Raw genomic sequence first — 14,849 nt, 5'->3', positions numbered from 1 at the left:
TAAAGTTATTTTATGTTTTGATAATACAGAACTTTAGAAAGGAATTTTTCATTTTGCTGGAATTTTACTCTATCTAAATTCAAAATCTCAGCTTTTAGTTTACTATTATTCTTTTCTTCGGCATATTTCAGCAATTGTTTTTCGTTAAAATTGATTTCTCTTTTATGATATTCTAAAACAAAATCTTTACGTTTCATATTTTCGGAAGTGATGATTCCGCCCCAATTGATGTAGCTGCAAACCAGGATAATTCCGTAAATGTACCAAGCCATTGTGTTGAAAAGAAAAGCGTTTCTTTTTTTCATCTGGATTTTAATGAAAGTCATGATCAAACCTATTAACGATAAAATCAAAAATGCATAAACTCCCAATCTTTTGTAAGTAAATCCATAATTGATAATGTATTCTGAATTTTTTACCATTGCAGAAATCACCAAAACGGCATTCAGGAAAATCCAGATTTTGGCTAAAGTTTTCATTAAACCTGCTTTCGGATCAAAATTGAAATTTGATTTAAAATAAAACATAATCACCAAAATTGCCATTGCAATTGACATAATTACAGCATTTACTCTTTCATGAGTTTCTTCGGAAAGACTGGAAGACGGTTTTGCAGATTCATAAAATTGTTCATAATTGTAAGTGACGATGAAGAAAATAAGCAAAATATTCAGTGCAAAAAAGGAGATTATTCCACTCATTCGCTCCGCATCCAGATCAAGAAAAGAATACGTTGATTTTTGGATAACTTCTTTTTCTTTAAAATTATCATCAAGAATGTGATTGTTTTTGTAGATAAATTTTTCAACCGCGAAATTCCAATAATTAAAAGCAATAAAAAACCCAAGAATAATCATTGCCAATAATTGCCAGAAATTAATATCAAGTTCTACATTCGTGAAAAGATTGGCAAAATGATTACTTCCCGCAGAATAAACAGCAAAGAAAACCGAGATTAAAATCAAAGGAATTAAAACAAAAGCTAACGTTTTTTGCCACAATCCCGGTACATTTCTTTTCGGCAACCATTCATCTAAACTGAAAAATCGAAATATTGCAGTAAAACAATTGGTTACAAAAACAGGAATCAGGAATAAAATTTTCAGCCTTCTGTTTTTTGAGCGGTAGGATAACAACAAATACGAACTTGCTACTGCCAAAAATGACGGCATATCTCCATACCAAGCAAATGCAATACTCGACAAAATACTTGTTATAAAAAGGAAAAGAAAGGTTTTTGTCCTGTTTTCTTTACACGTTCTGAAAAATGTAAGCAAAGAATAAATAATTCCTATGATTCCGAGATTGAGACCGGGATTCTGATCATAAAAAACAATAACGAACAAAATCGTTGTGAGAAATATATAATGATGTGTTTTCATGTTATTTAAATTAAAAGTTTAAAATTGAGAGCATTATCTATTAAGGACAATCGAAATATAAAGTATCGTGACTGGAATATTGAGCAATAAAAGCATTGCTGAATTTCCGTGAGGTTTTTTATCCGCAACTTCTGTAATAAAAGTCAATAACTCTGAGAAGAATACGATCATATTAACAATAAAAGCAACTACAACATAATAGAATCCTAACCAGACAAAAAACCACGATTTCGTAATACAATATGCCAATAATATTAATGTTCCTATAATCCAGGAGATGAGAAATACGTTCTTCCCTACTTTACTAAACTTTATATTTTTCATAAGATCAATATAAAACAGGTGTGTTTTTCTGCTGCACAAAATCCTTCAGATGATCAAAATTCTGCCAAAGCAAAGCCTCAAAATCCCAATGATAGAATGGTCGCATATTTTGTCCTTTTTTATAAGCTTTGATATAAATTTTATAGTATTCAGGTAGAATAATGCTTCCTAAAACGATTGCAGCCAAAAGATGGGCATTCAGTTTTCCGTTTCCTAAAAGTAGAAACTGCATTGCTATTTCGTCCTCGAAATTGGTTCCGCAACCTGTAATCAAATGATGAACATCGTGGTTTTCCATTTTCGGAATCATGGTAAAGCCGTGCTTCTTGTAAAATTCCCCAAGTTTCCTACCTAGAGAATCTTCCTGAAATTCAAGCAACTGTTTTTCAGTAAATTGCCATTGTCTTTTTTTCTTTTTGAAATATTTTCTATATAATTTTTGTGTTTTATCGTAAACGAAAAGAAGAAATTGAACGCGTATTTTTTTCATAGTATAATTATTTAAAATAAACTGATTCCTATTAGTGTATAAACCACTGCAATGGGTATATTGATTGCCAAAATACAAATAGCCATAAGACAATCTTTCAACTTTGATCGATATACAATTCCATAAATCAAAAGTCCGAATACACATAATAAGTTTATTGGTACACCAAAAATGAGAAGCATATAACCTGCAGCAGCAAACTCGTCTTGATTTGTAATAAAGGCACCCAAAAGAAAAAGGCTTCCCATTAAAAAAAATAATCCAAACATCACTTTAGCTAACTTTATTATTTCTAAATCTTTCATATTTTTAAGTTTGAGTTGAAGTAAAAACCGTAATTTCCGGGCGAACCATAAAACGAACCTGAAAGGAATGTCCCAAAGCCCGGTTGATATAAAGCATTCTTCCATCCTTTAGATCAATCTCACCAGAGATGTATTTTCGGTTCATCTGTATTTAAGGTTTTAAATTTTTAGCTTCCCCCGAATGGAGTTCCGAAAATTCCGACAGCCAGCTCAATCCAGACTAAAGCCAATACAAGCAAAATGACAAAGCAGACCAATAATTTAGAGATTAAAGTCTTTCTCGATCTGATTACGAGATTGATAAAGAATGCTGTTCCGAAAAGTAAAACCGCTGCAATAATAAAATCGGAGAGCGACCAATTCCAGCCTTCTACAAAAAGGTTTCCTAAAAACGCTGTAACCATTAATAAAGCCGGTACCGCGAAAATAATTGTTGTTTTTTGTTTTTCTAAAGTCATATTTTTATGTTTTTAAATTCTAAAGTACTTTGCATTTCAAAGTAAAATGATAAAAAAATATAGTCCCTATTTTCCTAATAATTTTTCCAAAGCATTCAAATGTTCTGTAAAAGCCTCTCTCCCACTTTGAGTTACACGATAAGAAGTTCTTGGTTTTTTACCTACAAATTCCTTCTTCACTTCAATATATCCAACTTTTTCCAGAGCGTTGCTGTGACTCGCGAGATTTCCATCCGTAATTTCCAGTAAACTTTTCATCTCGGAAAAATCAACCCAGTCGTTGACCATCAGAACGGACATGATGCCCAATCTTACACGGCTTTCGAATTCTTTGTTGAGTTGATTTATTTTTATCATTTTAATCTTATCCTGTTTATTTTAAAATAGTCGTAAACTGTTGCATCAATTGCAATTACCTCTTTTATTTCTTCATTTTCAACAGTTACAAAATCATGGTCTTTGAAAAATTCCGAATCAAAATATTTGTTGATATTTTCATTCAAAAAATAAATTTCTCCGACTTTATGATGAACCTTCCATTGATCAGTAAGTTCGTTTTGATTTAATTTAAACTTAATTATTGAAGCCAAAAATGCAGAATAACCAATACAGTTTGCTTTTTTAGACTCTACTAATTTATTTGTTTCGTTGTCACAATGGTCAAAAGTAAAATTCAGATCCGAAGCTGTTTCATCTAATGAACTCTCAATAATATCTTTAATAGAATTATCTTTTTCATTATCTAATCTTTCTTTTAATTTTTCATTGCCAACATTTGAAACTGTTCTTTCTTTAATTACATTATAAGTGAAAAATATCTTAAATAAATATGTCCTGCAAAGAATTGCTATAAAAATAATTATTAAAAATATCCACCACTTTTTCACAATTTTATTTATACTTTTTATGCATAATCAGCCCGTAAACAATATGCAAAGCTCCAAAACCAATCGTCCAGAAAAGCAATCCCCATCCTAAAAAGAATAAAGAAATCAATCCCAAAACAATCTGGCAATATCCTAAATATTTTACATCCGTTAATGTATATCGTTCCGCACTTACCAAAGCTAATCCATAGAAAATCAACGTTGCCGGAGCAATGAAAACAAAAAGATGATGATAAAGAAGAGCCAGACAGAAGATTCCTCCCGCTACCAAAGGAACTGCAAAGGTAACTAAAAGACGCTTAGTTGTTGCATCCCAGATTTTAAGACCTTTCTTTTTACTTTTATTTGCCGTAAAAATATATCCGCTGAGAATAGCTGCCAACAAAATCAAAGTTCCGATTATCACCAGTTCTTTCACTAAAGAAGGACCGAAAAAATTCCTTTTTCCATCAAAATAATCAATTCCTTCTCTTTGAAAAACGAAATAAACATAAACAGCTCCGATAATTGCTGCCAATCCTGCAACAACTCCGGATAATCCGCTCAAAGAAATAAATCTTGAAGATCGCTCCATCATGGAACGAATGTGTGATAAGTCTTCGTGATAGTTTTTTGAATCCATAAAAAGAACTTTGAATTACAAAGTTATTATTTATTTTTAATCTGCAAAATATTTATTAAAATTTTCTCAATTATTTTTATTGCTCTTTATAAGGAATTCTTAACTTTAAAAAACAAACACTATGATATGAATAAAGAATTTTGCCGATCATTAATTTTCAGACATTTGGACGGTATTGTAACCGCACCGACTGTAACTTCATTAATTAAAAAAGATATTATTTGCTATATTCTTGATCAGGATGAAGTAGCTCTTACAAAACTTACCGAGATTTTCAAAGCTAATGAAGGCTATCTTAATGTTGCTTTACGAACATTAGCATCTCAAGGTTTTCTGGATTATTCTGTAAATAATGAAAATGATGAAATTATTATTTCTAAGAATAACTTTACTCAATACCTTCAAAAATATTCTCCTTTATATCTGAAAGCTGTTTCTTTTCAAAAAGAAAATACAGATATAAAAAGCAGGATTACTGAAAGTTCTTTTATAGAAGTTTTTACACAGCTTACAGATGCTTTAAAAAACAATTTCGGACTCACAATTTCTGAAGATCCCGATGAAGAAAAAGTTCAGGAGCAGATTTTAAAACATATTGAAGGCTGTATTATCGGTCCCATCATTGTTTATCTGGGAATGACAGGAATGTTTCATAAATATTTTATGGAAACTTCGTTTCAGGCAGCTGAATTTCATAAAAATGATGAAAATTTTGAAATTATTCTTGATTTTCTGACTCATCTGGATTGGTTTAAAAAGTCAAAGAACAATTATAAGTTTACAGAAACGGGACTTTATTTTGCCAAAAGAGCCGCTTCATACGGAGTTACTGTTTCTTACCTTCCTTTATTAAACAAAATGGACGAACTTTTGTTTGGAAATGCTTCCAAAATGAGAGAAATTGCGGAAGGAGAAGACGAAATCCACGTAGATCGTGCCATGAATGTTTGGGGAAGCGGCGGAGCACATTCCAACTATTTCAAAGTCGCTAATGATTTTATTATTGAGATTTTCAACCGACCTATTCATCTGCAGCCAAAAGGAGTTTTAGACATGGGATGTGGAAACGGAGCTTTCATCCAACATATTTTCGAAACTATTGAAAGACATACTCTTCGCGGAAAAATGCTTGAAGAATATCCTTTATTTTTAGTGGGTGCCGATTACAATCCTGCTGCTTTGAAGGTAACGAGAGCCAATCTCATCAATAATGATATTTGGGCAAAAGTAATTTGGGGAGATATTGGGAATCCTCAAAAACTTGCGGAAGATCTCAAAGAAAGTTATGATATTAATCTTTCTGATCTGCTAAATATCAGAACATTTCTCGACCACAACAGAATCTGGAAAAGTCCGGAAAATAAAAACCCTTCAAGAATCAGCACTTCAACGGGAGCTTTTGCTTTTAAAGGAAAAAGATTGTCTAATAATTTGGTTGAAGAAAGTTTAAAGGAACACATTGAACTTTGGCTTCCTTACATCAAGAAAAACGGACTTTTAATTATTGAACTGCATTCTCTTGATCCGAAGCTGACAAGTGAAAATTTAGGAAAAACCGCTGCAACAGCTTACGAAACAACACATGGTTTTTCGGATCAGTATATTTTAGAAATTGATGTATTTATAAAAATTTGTAAGGAAACAGGATTAAGCGTGGGTAAAGATCTATTCAGGAAATTCCCAAATTCTGAATTGGCAACAGTCTCGATTAATTTATTAAAAAGCTAAAAATGGCATTTGAAACTATAGAAACAGAACGTTTATTGCTTCAGAAACTGGATACTAAAACGATGAATCAAATTTTTGAAACAAACAATGAAAATGAAATTAAAAAAATATTAGGTATTACTAACGAAGAAGAGTTTGTCCGTCAGAAAAAAATATATCAACAAGGTTATGAATCTTACAATCAAAAGATGTTTAATTTTCAGATTGTAGAAAAACAAACCTATACAATTATCGGAAACTGCGGATTTCACACTTGGAATCCTCAACATCATCGCGCAGAAATTGGTTACGCATTGAATTCCGATGAATTTAAAAATAAAGGATTCATGAAAGAAGCTCTTGAAAAAATAATTGAGTTTGGTTTTCAGGATATGGAACTCAACCGAATTGAAGCTTTGATTGGTGAACACAATATTCCTTCAAGAAAACTACTAGACTATTTTGGTTTTACAAAAGAAGGCGCCATGCGCGGACATTATTTGATTAACGGAGTTTTTGAAGATTCAATTTTATATTCTTTACTTCAATCTGAATACAAAAAATAAAGCGTTGAAAATTTCAACGCTTTATTTTTATTTTGCTCTTAATCTTTCTTTAATCGCTCCGATATTTTTCTTTGCAGAATCCTCCAAAATCAAACTTGCACTCATGTGAATTCTTGCAGGCATCAATTCATTGAAATGATCTGTTCCTTCCCAAGAAACTTTTTTAATTAAAGCTAAAGCATCCTCGCTTCTTGAAGATAAAGTTTGAAGGAATTTCTCTAATTTTTCATCCATTTCCGCAATACTTTCAGAAACTGAATGATAAATATTGTGTTGTTCCGCCCATTCTGCCGATCTGAAGTCTGCATCAATCGCCATTGCTGAAAACTGAGACTTTCCGATTTTTCTTTCAACGAAAGGTCCGATTACGAAAGGTCCGATTCCTAAATTGATTTCCGTTAAAGCCAAAGCTGAATCTTTCGTTGCAAAGCAATAGTCTGCTCCACAAGCGATTCCTACTCCGCCTCCGGTTGTTTTTCCCTGAACTCTTACCACGACAATTTTACCGCAATTTCTCATCGCATTCAGAACTTTTGCAAAACCTCCGAAAAATTTTGTTGATTTTTCTAATTCTTCGATCTCCAAAAGTTCATCAAAACTTGCTCCTGCGCAGAAAGCTTTTTCACCTTCACTTTTTACAAGAATAGCTTTCACCTCATCTTTTGCACCTTCGTCTAAAATAGTTTCTGCTAATTTTTCAAGAATTGCTCCCGGAAGAGAGTTACTTTTTGGAGTTCCGAATGTGATTTCGGCGATATTGTTTCTTAATTCTGATACTACGAATTCGTTCATTTTTAAATTAAATTGGATTTACACAAAAATACAAAATATGAAGGTTTTAACGAAAATTAAGTTTAACAATGATTTTCACCGTTGCGTATAAGTACTAAATTTTAATTTGGTAAGTTCTACTCAATCATTTGTTGTTGTCTCATCATACATTTGTATTGTTCATTTAACGAAGCTTCAGAAAAATATGAACATGGTGAAATCCGAAAAACCATTGAAAAAGAGTAGGAAAAAAAACTAATCGCAAAAACTAATTATCATGAGTTATCCACTAGTAGAAATCTACAATTCAACAAATTTTGTTGTATCAGGAAAAGTTGATTACGCAAGTATTTTCTGTTCAGACGACAATTATACTGTATCTCCGCTTACAACATGGAAAGCAGGCAGCAGAGGAGTATGCTTACTAACGAAAATCACAGCTACTGTTAAAACTCCAAACGGAGATATCGTTGCAACTCCTTACGAATCATCAGGAACTTCTTACAGCCAGTTTGCTATTATACAGAAATCACCAACAGTTTTTGCTGTTACAAGAATTGTAAATATGCTTGAAGACGTTGCTCCTGAAGATCACGTAGAGCCAACTGAACAACAGAAATAATATTCGTTAAATTTTCCTTTAATGGAAATTTTAAAAATCAAACAAGTCCTCTTTCAGAATATTCTGAAGGAGGACTTTAATTTTAAAGAATAATATTCAATCCCATACCGTAGAAATACGTAATCCGCAATTTGGTATTTTCTACTCTATCGCAAAAACTGCGATTGTCGTTACTTTGACTTGTCAATAAGACATAAGTTTTTAAAAGATTATGGCGGTATCCGAAAAGCCAAGAAAGAGTAGGAACATTTTAAAACTGAAAAAAATATTAACCATGGAAGAAATGATCGGAGTAATTAAGTCTTTTGCAGGAAATTTTGCACCTAGAGGCTTTATGTTTTGCAACGGAGCTTTATTAAGTATTGCTCAAAATCAAGCTTTATTCTCAATTTTAGGAACAACTTACGGTGGAGATGGTATCACTACTTTTGCTTTACCTAACTTGAACGGGCGTGCTCCTATCGGTACGGGAACAAATGGAAGTCAAACTTATGTATTGGGAGAAATGGCAGGAACTCCGCAAACTACAATTTTATCAATGAACCTGCCTAGTTTTGCAAGTCAGCTGAAGGTTTCTAACTCTAATGCTACATCAGCTTCTCCATCTGCAAGTTCATCTTTAGCTATAACCGGGACACAAGCAGGAAGAGATTTCACAGCTGTTCCAAGCTATGTTGATAATGCAGATCCTACAACAATAACACCGATAAATCCACAATCTGTAATGTTCATAGGGCAAAATCTACCTATTAACAATATGTCACCATATTTAGGAATGAATTACATCATCTGTGTAGAGGGAATTTATCCTTCAAGACCATAATTTTAAACATCAATAAATCACTAAAACTAAAAAAATCATGGATGAATATTTAGGAACCATTAAAATGTTTGCAGGTGACTTTGCACCAAAAGGTTATTTACTTTGCAACGGAGCAATATTAAGTATCGCGCAAAATCAAGCTCTTTTTTCACTTTTAGGAACTACATATGGAGGTAATGGCACAACAACTTTCGCTTTACCTAATTTAAACGGACGTGCTCCTATAGGTTCAGGAACTGCAAATACAGGAAAATCTGTTGTTTTGGGAGAAGCCGGAGGTTCTCCAACAACAACACTTTTAAGCTCAAATTTACCTTCAATTATGAGTCAGCTAAGAGTTTCAAAAGGAAATGCAACTACCGCATCACCTTCTGCGATTTCTTCAATTGCAGTAACAGGTACACAAGCAGGTAGAGACTTTACAGCTGTACCAAGTTTTGTAGATACAGCTCCAGATACAGTAATAAGCCCTACTTCGGTTACTTTTACAGGTGCTAATGCTCCTATTAACAATATGTCTCCATATTTAGGAATCAATTATATTATTTGTATCTCGGGAATTTATCCTTCAAGATCATAAAAACATAAAACAACCTAAACTAAAAACTTCAAACATTATGAAAAGTACTATATTTATTATTTGCAGTCTTTTCATTTCGATTTTTTCATTTGGACAGACAACGGAAACATTCGAAACCGAAAGTCACGGAAGTACAAGTTTCACAGATAACGGAGTGGTTTTTAATATACTTTCTCATGTAAATACCTACGACATTCAGGGAAATTACCCAAATACGGGATGGAGCGGTACTGCGAATGATAACAGATATATTGACAATTCCGGAACAGGAAATCAGTCTGCAAGTTCGTCTTTCAGCATAAAAACAACATCTAATTTATTTAAAGTAAACAGATTTTGGATATATGCCGCTGCTTCAAATTTAACCTTAAATGTTACCGGAACACTTACCATTACCGGAAAGCTTAGTGGAGTAACAAAATTTACACAAACTAAAACAACAGGTTTTGCAACAAGCTTAGGTACCACAAATGGTTATACGCTAATTGACTTAACCAATCTGAATGGTCAGAACTACTCTAATATTATTATAGATCAATTGCAAATTACAGCAGGCGGAAATTATCAATATTTAGCTTTAGATGCCTTTACTTGGGTAAAAGACAGTAACATAGTATTAGCTGCAAACGAAGTAAAATCTTCAACAAAAGAACCAAGTATTTATCCGAATCCTACTAGTGGATCTCTGACTATTAAAGCTACGGATAATACAAAGTTTGAAGTTTACAGCCAATCCGGGCAATTGGTAAGAACAATTGAAGCCAGAAAAGGTGTAAATGAAACAGACATTTCAGAACTTCCGAAAGGAATTTACATTGTAAAATCTTCTTCGGAGTCTTATAAAATCATTAAAAGGTAATTAATTTATAAGCTTATTATTAAAGTTAGAAACTAATAACCATGAAAACTTTAAGTATAAATAATAAGCATATAGATTGTACCGAAAAAGATTCTAATGCATAAGTGTGATTAAATCCCTTGAAGCAATTCAGGGGATTTTTATTTAAAGCCAATCAAAAAAATATTAATAAAATCATGGGACAAGGCGCTAAAATATTATTAACTAACAAAACTCCGTATACCTGGAAAAAAACTCATCAAGATTCTTACCAGATGGCAGAATGGAATTCTCATTTTCCAGAAACCGTTTTCCCGGGAACATCTGTGTACGTTTATACAGAATTTGAGGAAGGAGTCACCATTACAGAAAAAGATGATAATGGTACGATAGAATATACTTTTGAAGAAACTGGAGAATCTTTCCAGATTTTAGCAGGATATGTAGATGAAGGAGATATCAGAATCTTTTTCAAAAATATCCAGACATTACAAAATGCCAAAGGATCGACCATCACGATCGGAAGCCAAAGAAAGCAATATTACAGCCAATATGAAGATTTATTCGTCAATTTTACAATAGTAAAAACATCTGTTGGTTATATTACCATCGCTAGAGATCAGAACAATCCGGATTGGATGAAATATGTTTCTGAGGATAAAAATTTAGCACAATTAACAATTCCCGGAACTCACGATTCATGTACATATACTCTGAAAAACGGCATTTTGGATACTATGTCCAGTGATATTCTTGCAGATGTATTTGCAGGAATGGTAGCGCTTATCCCTGCATTATCAGTTTTCCTTCCCGTGGGAGCCATCACAGCGGAAATTATCAAGAACATTACAATATGTCAGACAATGGATATCAGTACGCAGCTCTACAAAGGAATCAGATTTTTAGATATTCGTTTAGGGAAAAAAGATGGCGATCTTTATGCGTATCATGGAGGAATTTATTTAAATCTAACATTTAAAGACGTTCTGGATGCCACTTATGATTTTCTTCAAAAGTACCCATCTGAAACAGTAATCATGTCTATCAACAAAGATGGTGATGGAGATGACATTTCCGGTTTGGTAGAATCTGCAATTGAAAGCAATTACAATATGTGGTACGGAGTTGAAAAAAAGGACAACAAAATATCTTGGACAAAATTTGATATTCCAAATCTAAAAGATGCTAGAAAAAAGATTGTTTTATTAAGAAGATTCGGAGATAATACAACTCAGATGGGCATTAATGCTTCAACATTAATTTGGCCGGATAATGGTACAAATCCTGTTCCTCCCGTTGTAAACTATAATAATCTGGATTTTTATATTCAGGATAATTATCAGCCTTACTATTTGTGGAATCTGGACAGCAAGTTTGACGATCACGCTAAAAAACTTATAGATGCCTCAAAAACAGATAAAAGCAATACACTTTACATCAATTTTATGAGTGGAACAGGTGGTGTTTATCCTCAAACACTGGCAAACGGTTATATGGCAAACTTCATCGGAACAAATGGAAAACTGTTTGAAAACTATGTTCCACAACAACAGCAATCCTCTAATGTAGTAACAGAAAAATTAGGTATCATCCCAATGGATTTTCCTGAAACACCTTACAACGGAGCTGTAATAGGACAATTAATAAGTCTTAACAGCTTCACCGATCCTTCATAAGTTTTTCAAATATAGTTCTTCTCTCCATAAAAGCAGAAAAGAACACACGATTCTAAGCACACAAATGCAAAATCCTTTGAAGTTTTTCAAGGGATTTTTATCTTGTCCATTTATGAAGATGTTCTATTTGTGCATTCTTTTTCATTAAAGACTGAAATCTTAACTTTAATAAAATTTGTCGCCCTTCAATTGTTCTTGTAAAAATCAAATCAGACTTATCAAAAGTTTCACTCCATGTTTTTCGGAAGAATTCTGCGCTCTTTTTGTTTTTGGCAAAAATTTCGGGAATCGGAAAATATATACTTTTCTTCATGAAAAAGAACTTATCTTTTTGTTCTAATAAATATCTCGGATTATCGACAGGAGAAATCAGTTCCTGTAATGTCTGAATGAACTGCGACTTTTCATAATTACTTCCACCTTCCAAATGACAAACTGAATTTTTATAAACATCACTTGAAGTTACAATCTTTAATTTTTCAATAGGCGTCTGAATAATTTTCTCCTTGATAAGATTTTCTAAAATGACATTTCCAATTAACTCAAGGTGTTTTGCAATATTTTTATATTTTAAATATTGTTTTGTCGCCCTTATAAATTTACCTCCGTAAACAACAATTCCTAAAATTCCTGCAACAAGAGTAACCTTGAAAAATCCATTTCGGGAATGAATATCATCTAAAGATTTTACGACCTCCGAAACAACTTCATACAGAAAAGCGAGCACTGTAGAAACCATAATTCCTGAAAAATTTCCTATCATTTGTTTTAGGGATTTTAGTTTCATTTCTTCATTCTCCCGCATTGATTCAACCGGAATTTTCATTTCTTCTATCAATACATTTCCTTTATCCAAAGCTGTATTCCAGCGTTTAGAAAGATTTTCACGATCTTTAGCAAAAGAAAAAGTTTGAAAATTAATTAAAGAAAATTCTTTTTTATCTTCAATAATTTTAATGTTCAATCTTTCAAAATTATTTTCAATAGAAGAATTATCACTGTTTGAAACGCCAACAAAAGTTTTAAATCTTCTTTTTAAAATATCAAAATCCTGTCCTCCGGTTTCACTTTTTTCATCAAAACACACCAAATGCCAAATATTCCCCGTTTTCCGAGGATTATCTTTATCTGTTCGAATTACTCTTCCTCTCATTTGATTGGAAAGAACGAACGAACTTACGAAACTTGCAAGGATAAGAGCATTCATTTTCGGAGCGTCCCAACCTTCTCCCAAAAGCGATTTTGTCCCGATCAGAATATGAATTTCACCTTGCTGAAAAATTTCTGTGATAATATGGACAATATTATGTCTGATCTGATCTGTGATATTGATTAAGAAATAATCTTCATCGTAAGAAAGTTCAGAAACTGGAATATTTGAAATCCCTTTTTTACGGCAAAATTCATCAAAAATTACTCTGGAGTTTTTAGGAATGATAACAACGCTTCCTGTAAGAACTCCGATTTTCTTTTTATCCGAATTTTCCCTTCTCAGTTTCTCAAAAATAGGAATTGCTCCGATTTTATCCAGTTCAAAATCATTCTGAATAGTGTTTGCTAAAAATTCTTTCTTGATAAAATCCGTAAGAATAACCATTTTCAGATCATCTTTAAGTACAGAATATTCAAAATCAACAATTTCTTTTATTCCCTGAAGTTTTCCGATGCTTGAATTAAAGATTTGAGTCAAATTTTTATTATTGAAAAAACTCACCATTTTCTTCTCCAAAAATCCGTTTCTTCTTAATCTGTTTTCAAGATTGTTACGATGTTCTTCAAATTTTTTAAAATGAATTTCATCTACAAAAAGATAAAAATCGATCAACTCTTCAAACCAGAAAAAATCAAACTCAGGAACAAATTTCTCTTTATCTCCAACAATTTCAAAATGAATATCTGCAATTTTTTTTCCTCTAAAATTTAAATATACCAAACCAGAAGTATAAGATGATAGATTTTCGTAGATCCAGTCGAGATATTGTTCCGGATTCTGATAAACCGGATGATTTTCTAAGGCGTGAAGTAAAACCTTATCATTCCTGATTTCTTCAAAAAAATTATTTGCATGGTTGTAGTAATCTTCAATTTTTGATTGTTCCTTTTCGGTCGGCAAAGTAAAATACACCAAATCCTGATGCGGACAAAGATCACCTTCTATCATAAGCTCGGGAACCGAAATCTCTACATCCAAAGAACCATTCAGCTGGATATATTTCTGCCATTCCGCACCGGAAACATCAAACGGAGGTGTTGCCGTTAATGCGACAATCGTTGGATTAATCTGATCCTTTAATTCTGTTAAACTTTTCCACCATGCATTTTTCAGATGATGGGCTTCATCCAGAACAAAAGTCTTTATTTTTTGCTTTTTTAGTTTCTTTACAAGTTCAGAAATATTACTTGGTGAGCATTCTTCATCAAAATTTTCATCATCTGTCTCAACTTCTTTTGCATTACTGCAAGCTGCATGAATTCCCTGATAAGTTGTGACTGTAATAAAATTTGGATTTCTAATATCTGTGGAAATCCAATCAGGTGTGTTTTCAATCTCAAGAAACAATTCGCAAAATCTCTGGATCCATTGATTTCGGATGGCTAAAGTCGGAGCAACAATTAAGGTCGGCTTATTTAATCTCAACATTATTTCCAATCCTAAAACCGTTTTTCCCGAACCTGGAGGAGCTACAATGTGAACATGATCCTCAGTAAGGTATTCATCTACATGATCCAGAAAATTTTTCTGATATTTTCTCCAGTTATATTTAAATTTTGTTCCTGTTGGAAATGAATTCATGCGA

18 protein-coding genes are annotated in these 14,849 nt (G+C 32.6%); 7 read left to right on the top strand and 11 right to left on the bottom strand.

The genetic code is table 11. The annotated features are described in order from the left end of the window. Positions 1–5: 5 nt before the first annotated feature. The 9 genes from ABD940_RS13065 to ABD940_RS13025 form a co-directional block, all read right to left on the bottom strand. Positions 6–1,382 (bottom strand): DUF4153 domain-containing protein, encoded by a 1,377-nt coding sequence (locus ABD940_RS13065; protein ID WP_345204603.1) that lies wholly within the window; start codon positions 1,380–1,382, stop codon positions 6–8. A 33-nt stretch (positions 1,383–1,415) separates the two neighbouring features. Next, positions 1,416–1,706, bottom strand: a complete 291-nt coding sequence (locus tag ABD940_RS13060) for a hypothetical protein (RefSeq protein WP_345204601.1) — start codon at positions 1,704–1,706, stop codon at positions 1,416–1,418. Positions 1,707–1,710: 4 nt separating this feature from the next. Continuing rightward, positions 1,711–2,196 (bottom strand): Coq4 family protein, encoded by a 486-nt coding sequence (locus ABD940_RS13055; protein WP_345204598.1) that lies wholly within the window; start codon positions 2,194–2,196, stop codon positions 1,711–1,713. Between the two features lie 11 nt (positions 2,197–2,207). After that, positions 2,208–2,501, bottom strand: a complete 294-nt coding sequence (locus ABD940_RS13050) for a hypothetical protein (protein WP_345204595.1) — start codon at positions 2,499–2,501, stop codon at positions 2,208–2,210. Between the two features lie 4 nt (positions 2,502–2,505). Continuing rightward, positions 2,506–2,646, bottom strand: coding sequence for a hypothetical protein (locus ABD940_RS13045; protein WP_425550364.1), 141 nt, complete (start codon positions 2,644–2,646; stop codon positions 2,506–2,508). 22 nt (positions 2,647–2,668) lie between these two features. Then, complete coding sequence (locus tag ABD940_RS13040) at positions 2,669–2,959, bottom strand: hypothetical protein (protein WP_345204592.1); 291 nt, start codon at positions 2,957–2,959, stop codon at positions 2,669–2,671. A 66-nt stretch (positions 2,960–3,025) separates the two neighbouring features. Then, positions 3,026–3,316 carry a winged helix-turn-helix domain-containing protein gene (locus ABD940_RS13035; RefSeq protein WP_345204590.1) on the bottom strand — a complete coding sequence of 97 codons (291 nt, stop codon included), beginning with the start codon at positions 3,314–3,316 and terminating at the stop codon, positions 3,026–3,028. Next, positions 3,313–3,846 (bottom strand): hypothetical protein, encoded by a 534-nt coding sequence (locus ABD940_RS13030; protein WP_345204587.1) that lies wholly within the window; start codon positions 3,844–3,846, stop codon positions 3,313–3,315. Before ABD940_RS13030 ends, ABD940_RS13035 begins: the two co-directional genes overlap by 4 nt. Positions 3,847–3,850: 4 nt before the next feature. Continuing rightward, positions 3,851–4,468: a hypothetical protein gene (locus ABD940_RS13025; RefSeq protein ID WP_345204584.1), complete on the bottom strand. Its 618-nt coding sequence runs from the start codon at positions 4,466–4,468 to the stop codon at positions 3,851–3,853. Positions 4,469–4,594: 126 nt separating this feature from the next. Between ABD940_RS13025 and ABD940_RS13020 the strand changes: the two genes are divergently transcribed. Further along, positions 4,595–6,196, top strand: a complete 1,602-nt coding sequence (locus ABD940_RS13020) for a class I SAM-dependent methyltransferase (RefSeq protein WP_345204581.1) — start codon at positions 4,595–4,597, stop codon at positions 6,194–6,196. A 2-nt stretch (positions 6,197–6,198) separates the two neighbouring features. Next, positions 6,199–6,741, top strand: a complete 543-nt coding sequence (locus ABD940_RS13015; protein WP_345204577.1) for a GNAT family N-acetyltransferase — start codon at positions 6,199–6,201, stop codon at positions 6,739–6,741. A gap of 27 nt (positions 6,742–6,768) precedes the next feature. Here ABD940_RS13015 and ABD940_RS13010 read toward each other — a convergent pair whose 3' ends face one another. Beyond that, positions 6,769–7,533 (bottom strand): enoyl-CoA hydratase/isomerase family protein, encoded by a 765-nt coding sequence (locus tag ABD940_RS13010; protein WP_345204575.1) that lies wholly within the window; start codon positions 7,531–7,533, stop codon positions 6,769–6,771. Positions 7,534–7,789: 256 nt separating this feature from the next. Between ABD940_RS13010 and ABD940_RS13005 the strand changes: the two genes are divergently transcribed. From ABD940_RS13005 to ABD940_RS12985, 5 genes are all read left to right on the top strand, one after another. Then, the gene (locus ABD940_RS13005; protein ID WP_345204571.1) at positions 7,790–8,134 is read left to right on the top strand and encodes a hypothetical protein; all 345 of its coding nucleotides are present in this window, start codon (positions 7,790–7,792) and stop codon (positions 8,132–8,134) included. A 274-nt stretch (positions 8,135–8,408) separates the two neighbouring features. Beyond that, positions 8,409–8,957: a phage tail protein gene (locus ABD940_RS13000; protein WP_345204568.1), complete on the top strand. Its 549-nt coding sequence runs from the start codon at positions 8,409–8,411 to the stop codon at positions 8,955–8,957. Positions 8,958–8,994: 37 nt separating this feature from the next. Beyond that, positions 8,995–9,537, top strand: coding sequence for a phage tail protein (locus ABD940_RS12995; RefSeq protein WP_345204565.1), 543 nt, complete (start codon positions 8,995–8,997; stop codon positions 9,535–9,537). 37 nt (positions 9,538–9,574) lie between these two features. Next, positions 9,575–10,396 (top strand): T9SS type A sorting domain-containing protein, encoded by an 822-nt coding sequence (locus ABD940_RS12990; protein ID WP_345204561.1) that lies wholly within the window; start codon positions 9,575–9,577, stop codon positions 10,394–10,396. A gap of 119 nt (positions 10,397–10,515) precedes the next feature. Further along, on the top strand, positions 10,516–12,051 hold the full coding sequence (locus ABD940_RS12985) for a phosphatidylinositol-specific phospholipase C (protein ID WP_345204558.1): 1,536 nt from the start codon (positions 10,516–10,518) through the stop codon (positions 12,049–12,051). A 97-nt stretch (positions 12,052–12,148) separates the two neighbouring features. Here ABD940_RS12985 and ABD940_RS12980 read toward each other — a convergent pair whose 3' ends face one another. Further along, positions 12,149–14,845 carry a DEAD/DEAH box helicase family protein gene (locus ABD940_RS12980; RefSeq protein ID WP_345204554.1) on the bottom strand — a complete coding sequence of 899 codons (2,697 nt, stop codon included), beginning with the start codon at positions 14,843–14,845 and terminating at the stop codon, positions 12,149–12,151. Positions 14,846–14,849: the final 4 nt, after the last annotated feature.

Source organism: Chryseobacterium ginsengisoli (assembly GCF_039542325.1).
Classification (GTDB): domain Bacteria; phylum Bacteroidota; class Bacteroidia; order Flavobacteriales; family Weeksellaceae; genus Chryseobacterium; species Chryseobacterium ginsengisoli.
This window is presented reverse-complemented; position numbering and strand designations above follow the sequence as displayed.

Bases quoted from the DNA above. Each gene is read 5' to 3' on its own strand.
- ABD940_RS13000 (WP_345204568.1), top strand. From the start codon at position 8,409: ATGGAAGAAATGATCGGAGTAATTAAGTCTTTTGCAGGAAATTTTGCA.
- ABD940_RS13065 (WP_345204603.1), bottom strand. From the start codon at position 1,382: ATGAAAACACATCATTATATATTTCTCACAACGATTTTGTTCGTTATT.
- ABD940_RS13060 (WP_345204601.1), bottom strand. From the start codon at position 1,706: ATGAAAAATATAAAGTTTAGTAAAGTAGGGAAGAACGTATTTCTCATC.
- ABD940_RS12990 (WP_345204561.1), top strand. From the start codon at position 9,575: ATGAAAAGTACTATATTTATTATTTGCAGTCTTTTCATTTCGATTTTT.
- ABD940_RS13045 (WP_425550364.1), bottom strand. From the start codon at position 2,646: ATGAACCGAAAATACATCTCTGGTGAGATTGATCTAAAGGATGGAAGA.
- ABD940_RS13005 (WP_345204571.1), top strand. From the start codon at position 7,790: ATGAGTTATCCACTAGTAGAAATCTACAATTCAACAAATTTTGTTGTA.
- ABD940_RS13010 (WP_345204575.1), bottom strand. From the start codon at position 7,533: ATGAACGAATTCGTAGTATCAGAATTAAGAAACAATATCGCCGAAATC.
- ABD940_RS13035 (WP_345204590.1), bottom strand. From the start codon at position 3,316: ATGATAAAAATAAATCAACTCAACAAAGAATTCGAAAGCCGTGTAAGA.
- ABD940_RS13015 (WP_345204577.1), top strand. From the start codon at position 6,199: ATGGCATTTGAAACTATAGAAACAGAACGTTTATTGCTTCAGAAACTG.
- ABD940_RS13055 (WP_345204598.1), bottom strand. From the start codon at position 2,196: ATGAAAAAAATACGCGTTCAATTTCTTCTTTTCGTTTACGATAAAACA.
- ABD940_RS13025 (WP_345204584.1), bottom strand. From the start codon at position 4,468: ATGGATTCAAAAAACTATCACGAAGACTTATCACACATTCGTTCCATG.
- ABD940_RS13040 (WP_345204592.1), bottom strand. From the start codon at position 2,959: ATGACTTTAGAAAAACAAAAAACAACAATTATTTTCGCGGTACCGGCT.
- ABD940_RS13020 (WP_345204581.1), top strand. From the start codon at position 4,595: ATGAATAAAGAATTTTGCCGATCATTAATTTTCAGACATTTGGACGGT.
- ABD940_RS12980 (WP_345204554.1), bottom strand. From the start codon at position 14,845: ATGAATTCATTTCCAACAGGAACAAAATTTAAATATAACTGGAGAAAA.
- ABD940_RS12995 (WP_345204565.1), top strand. From the start codon at position 8,995: ATGGATGAATATTTAGGAACCATTAAAATGTTTGCAGGTGACTTTGCA.
- ABD940_RS13050 (WP_345204595.1), bottom strand. From the start codon at position 2,501: ATGAAAGATTTAGAAATAATAAAGTTAGCTAAAGTGATGTTTGGATTA.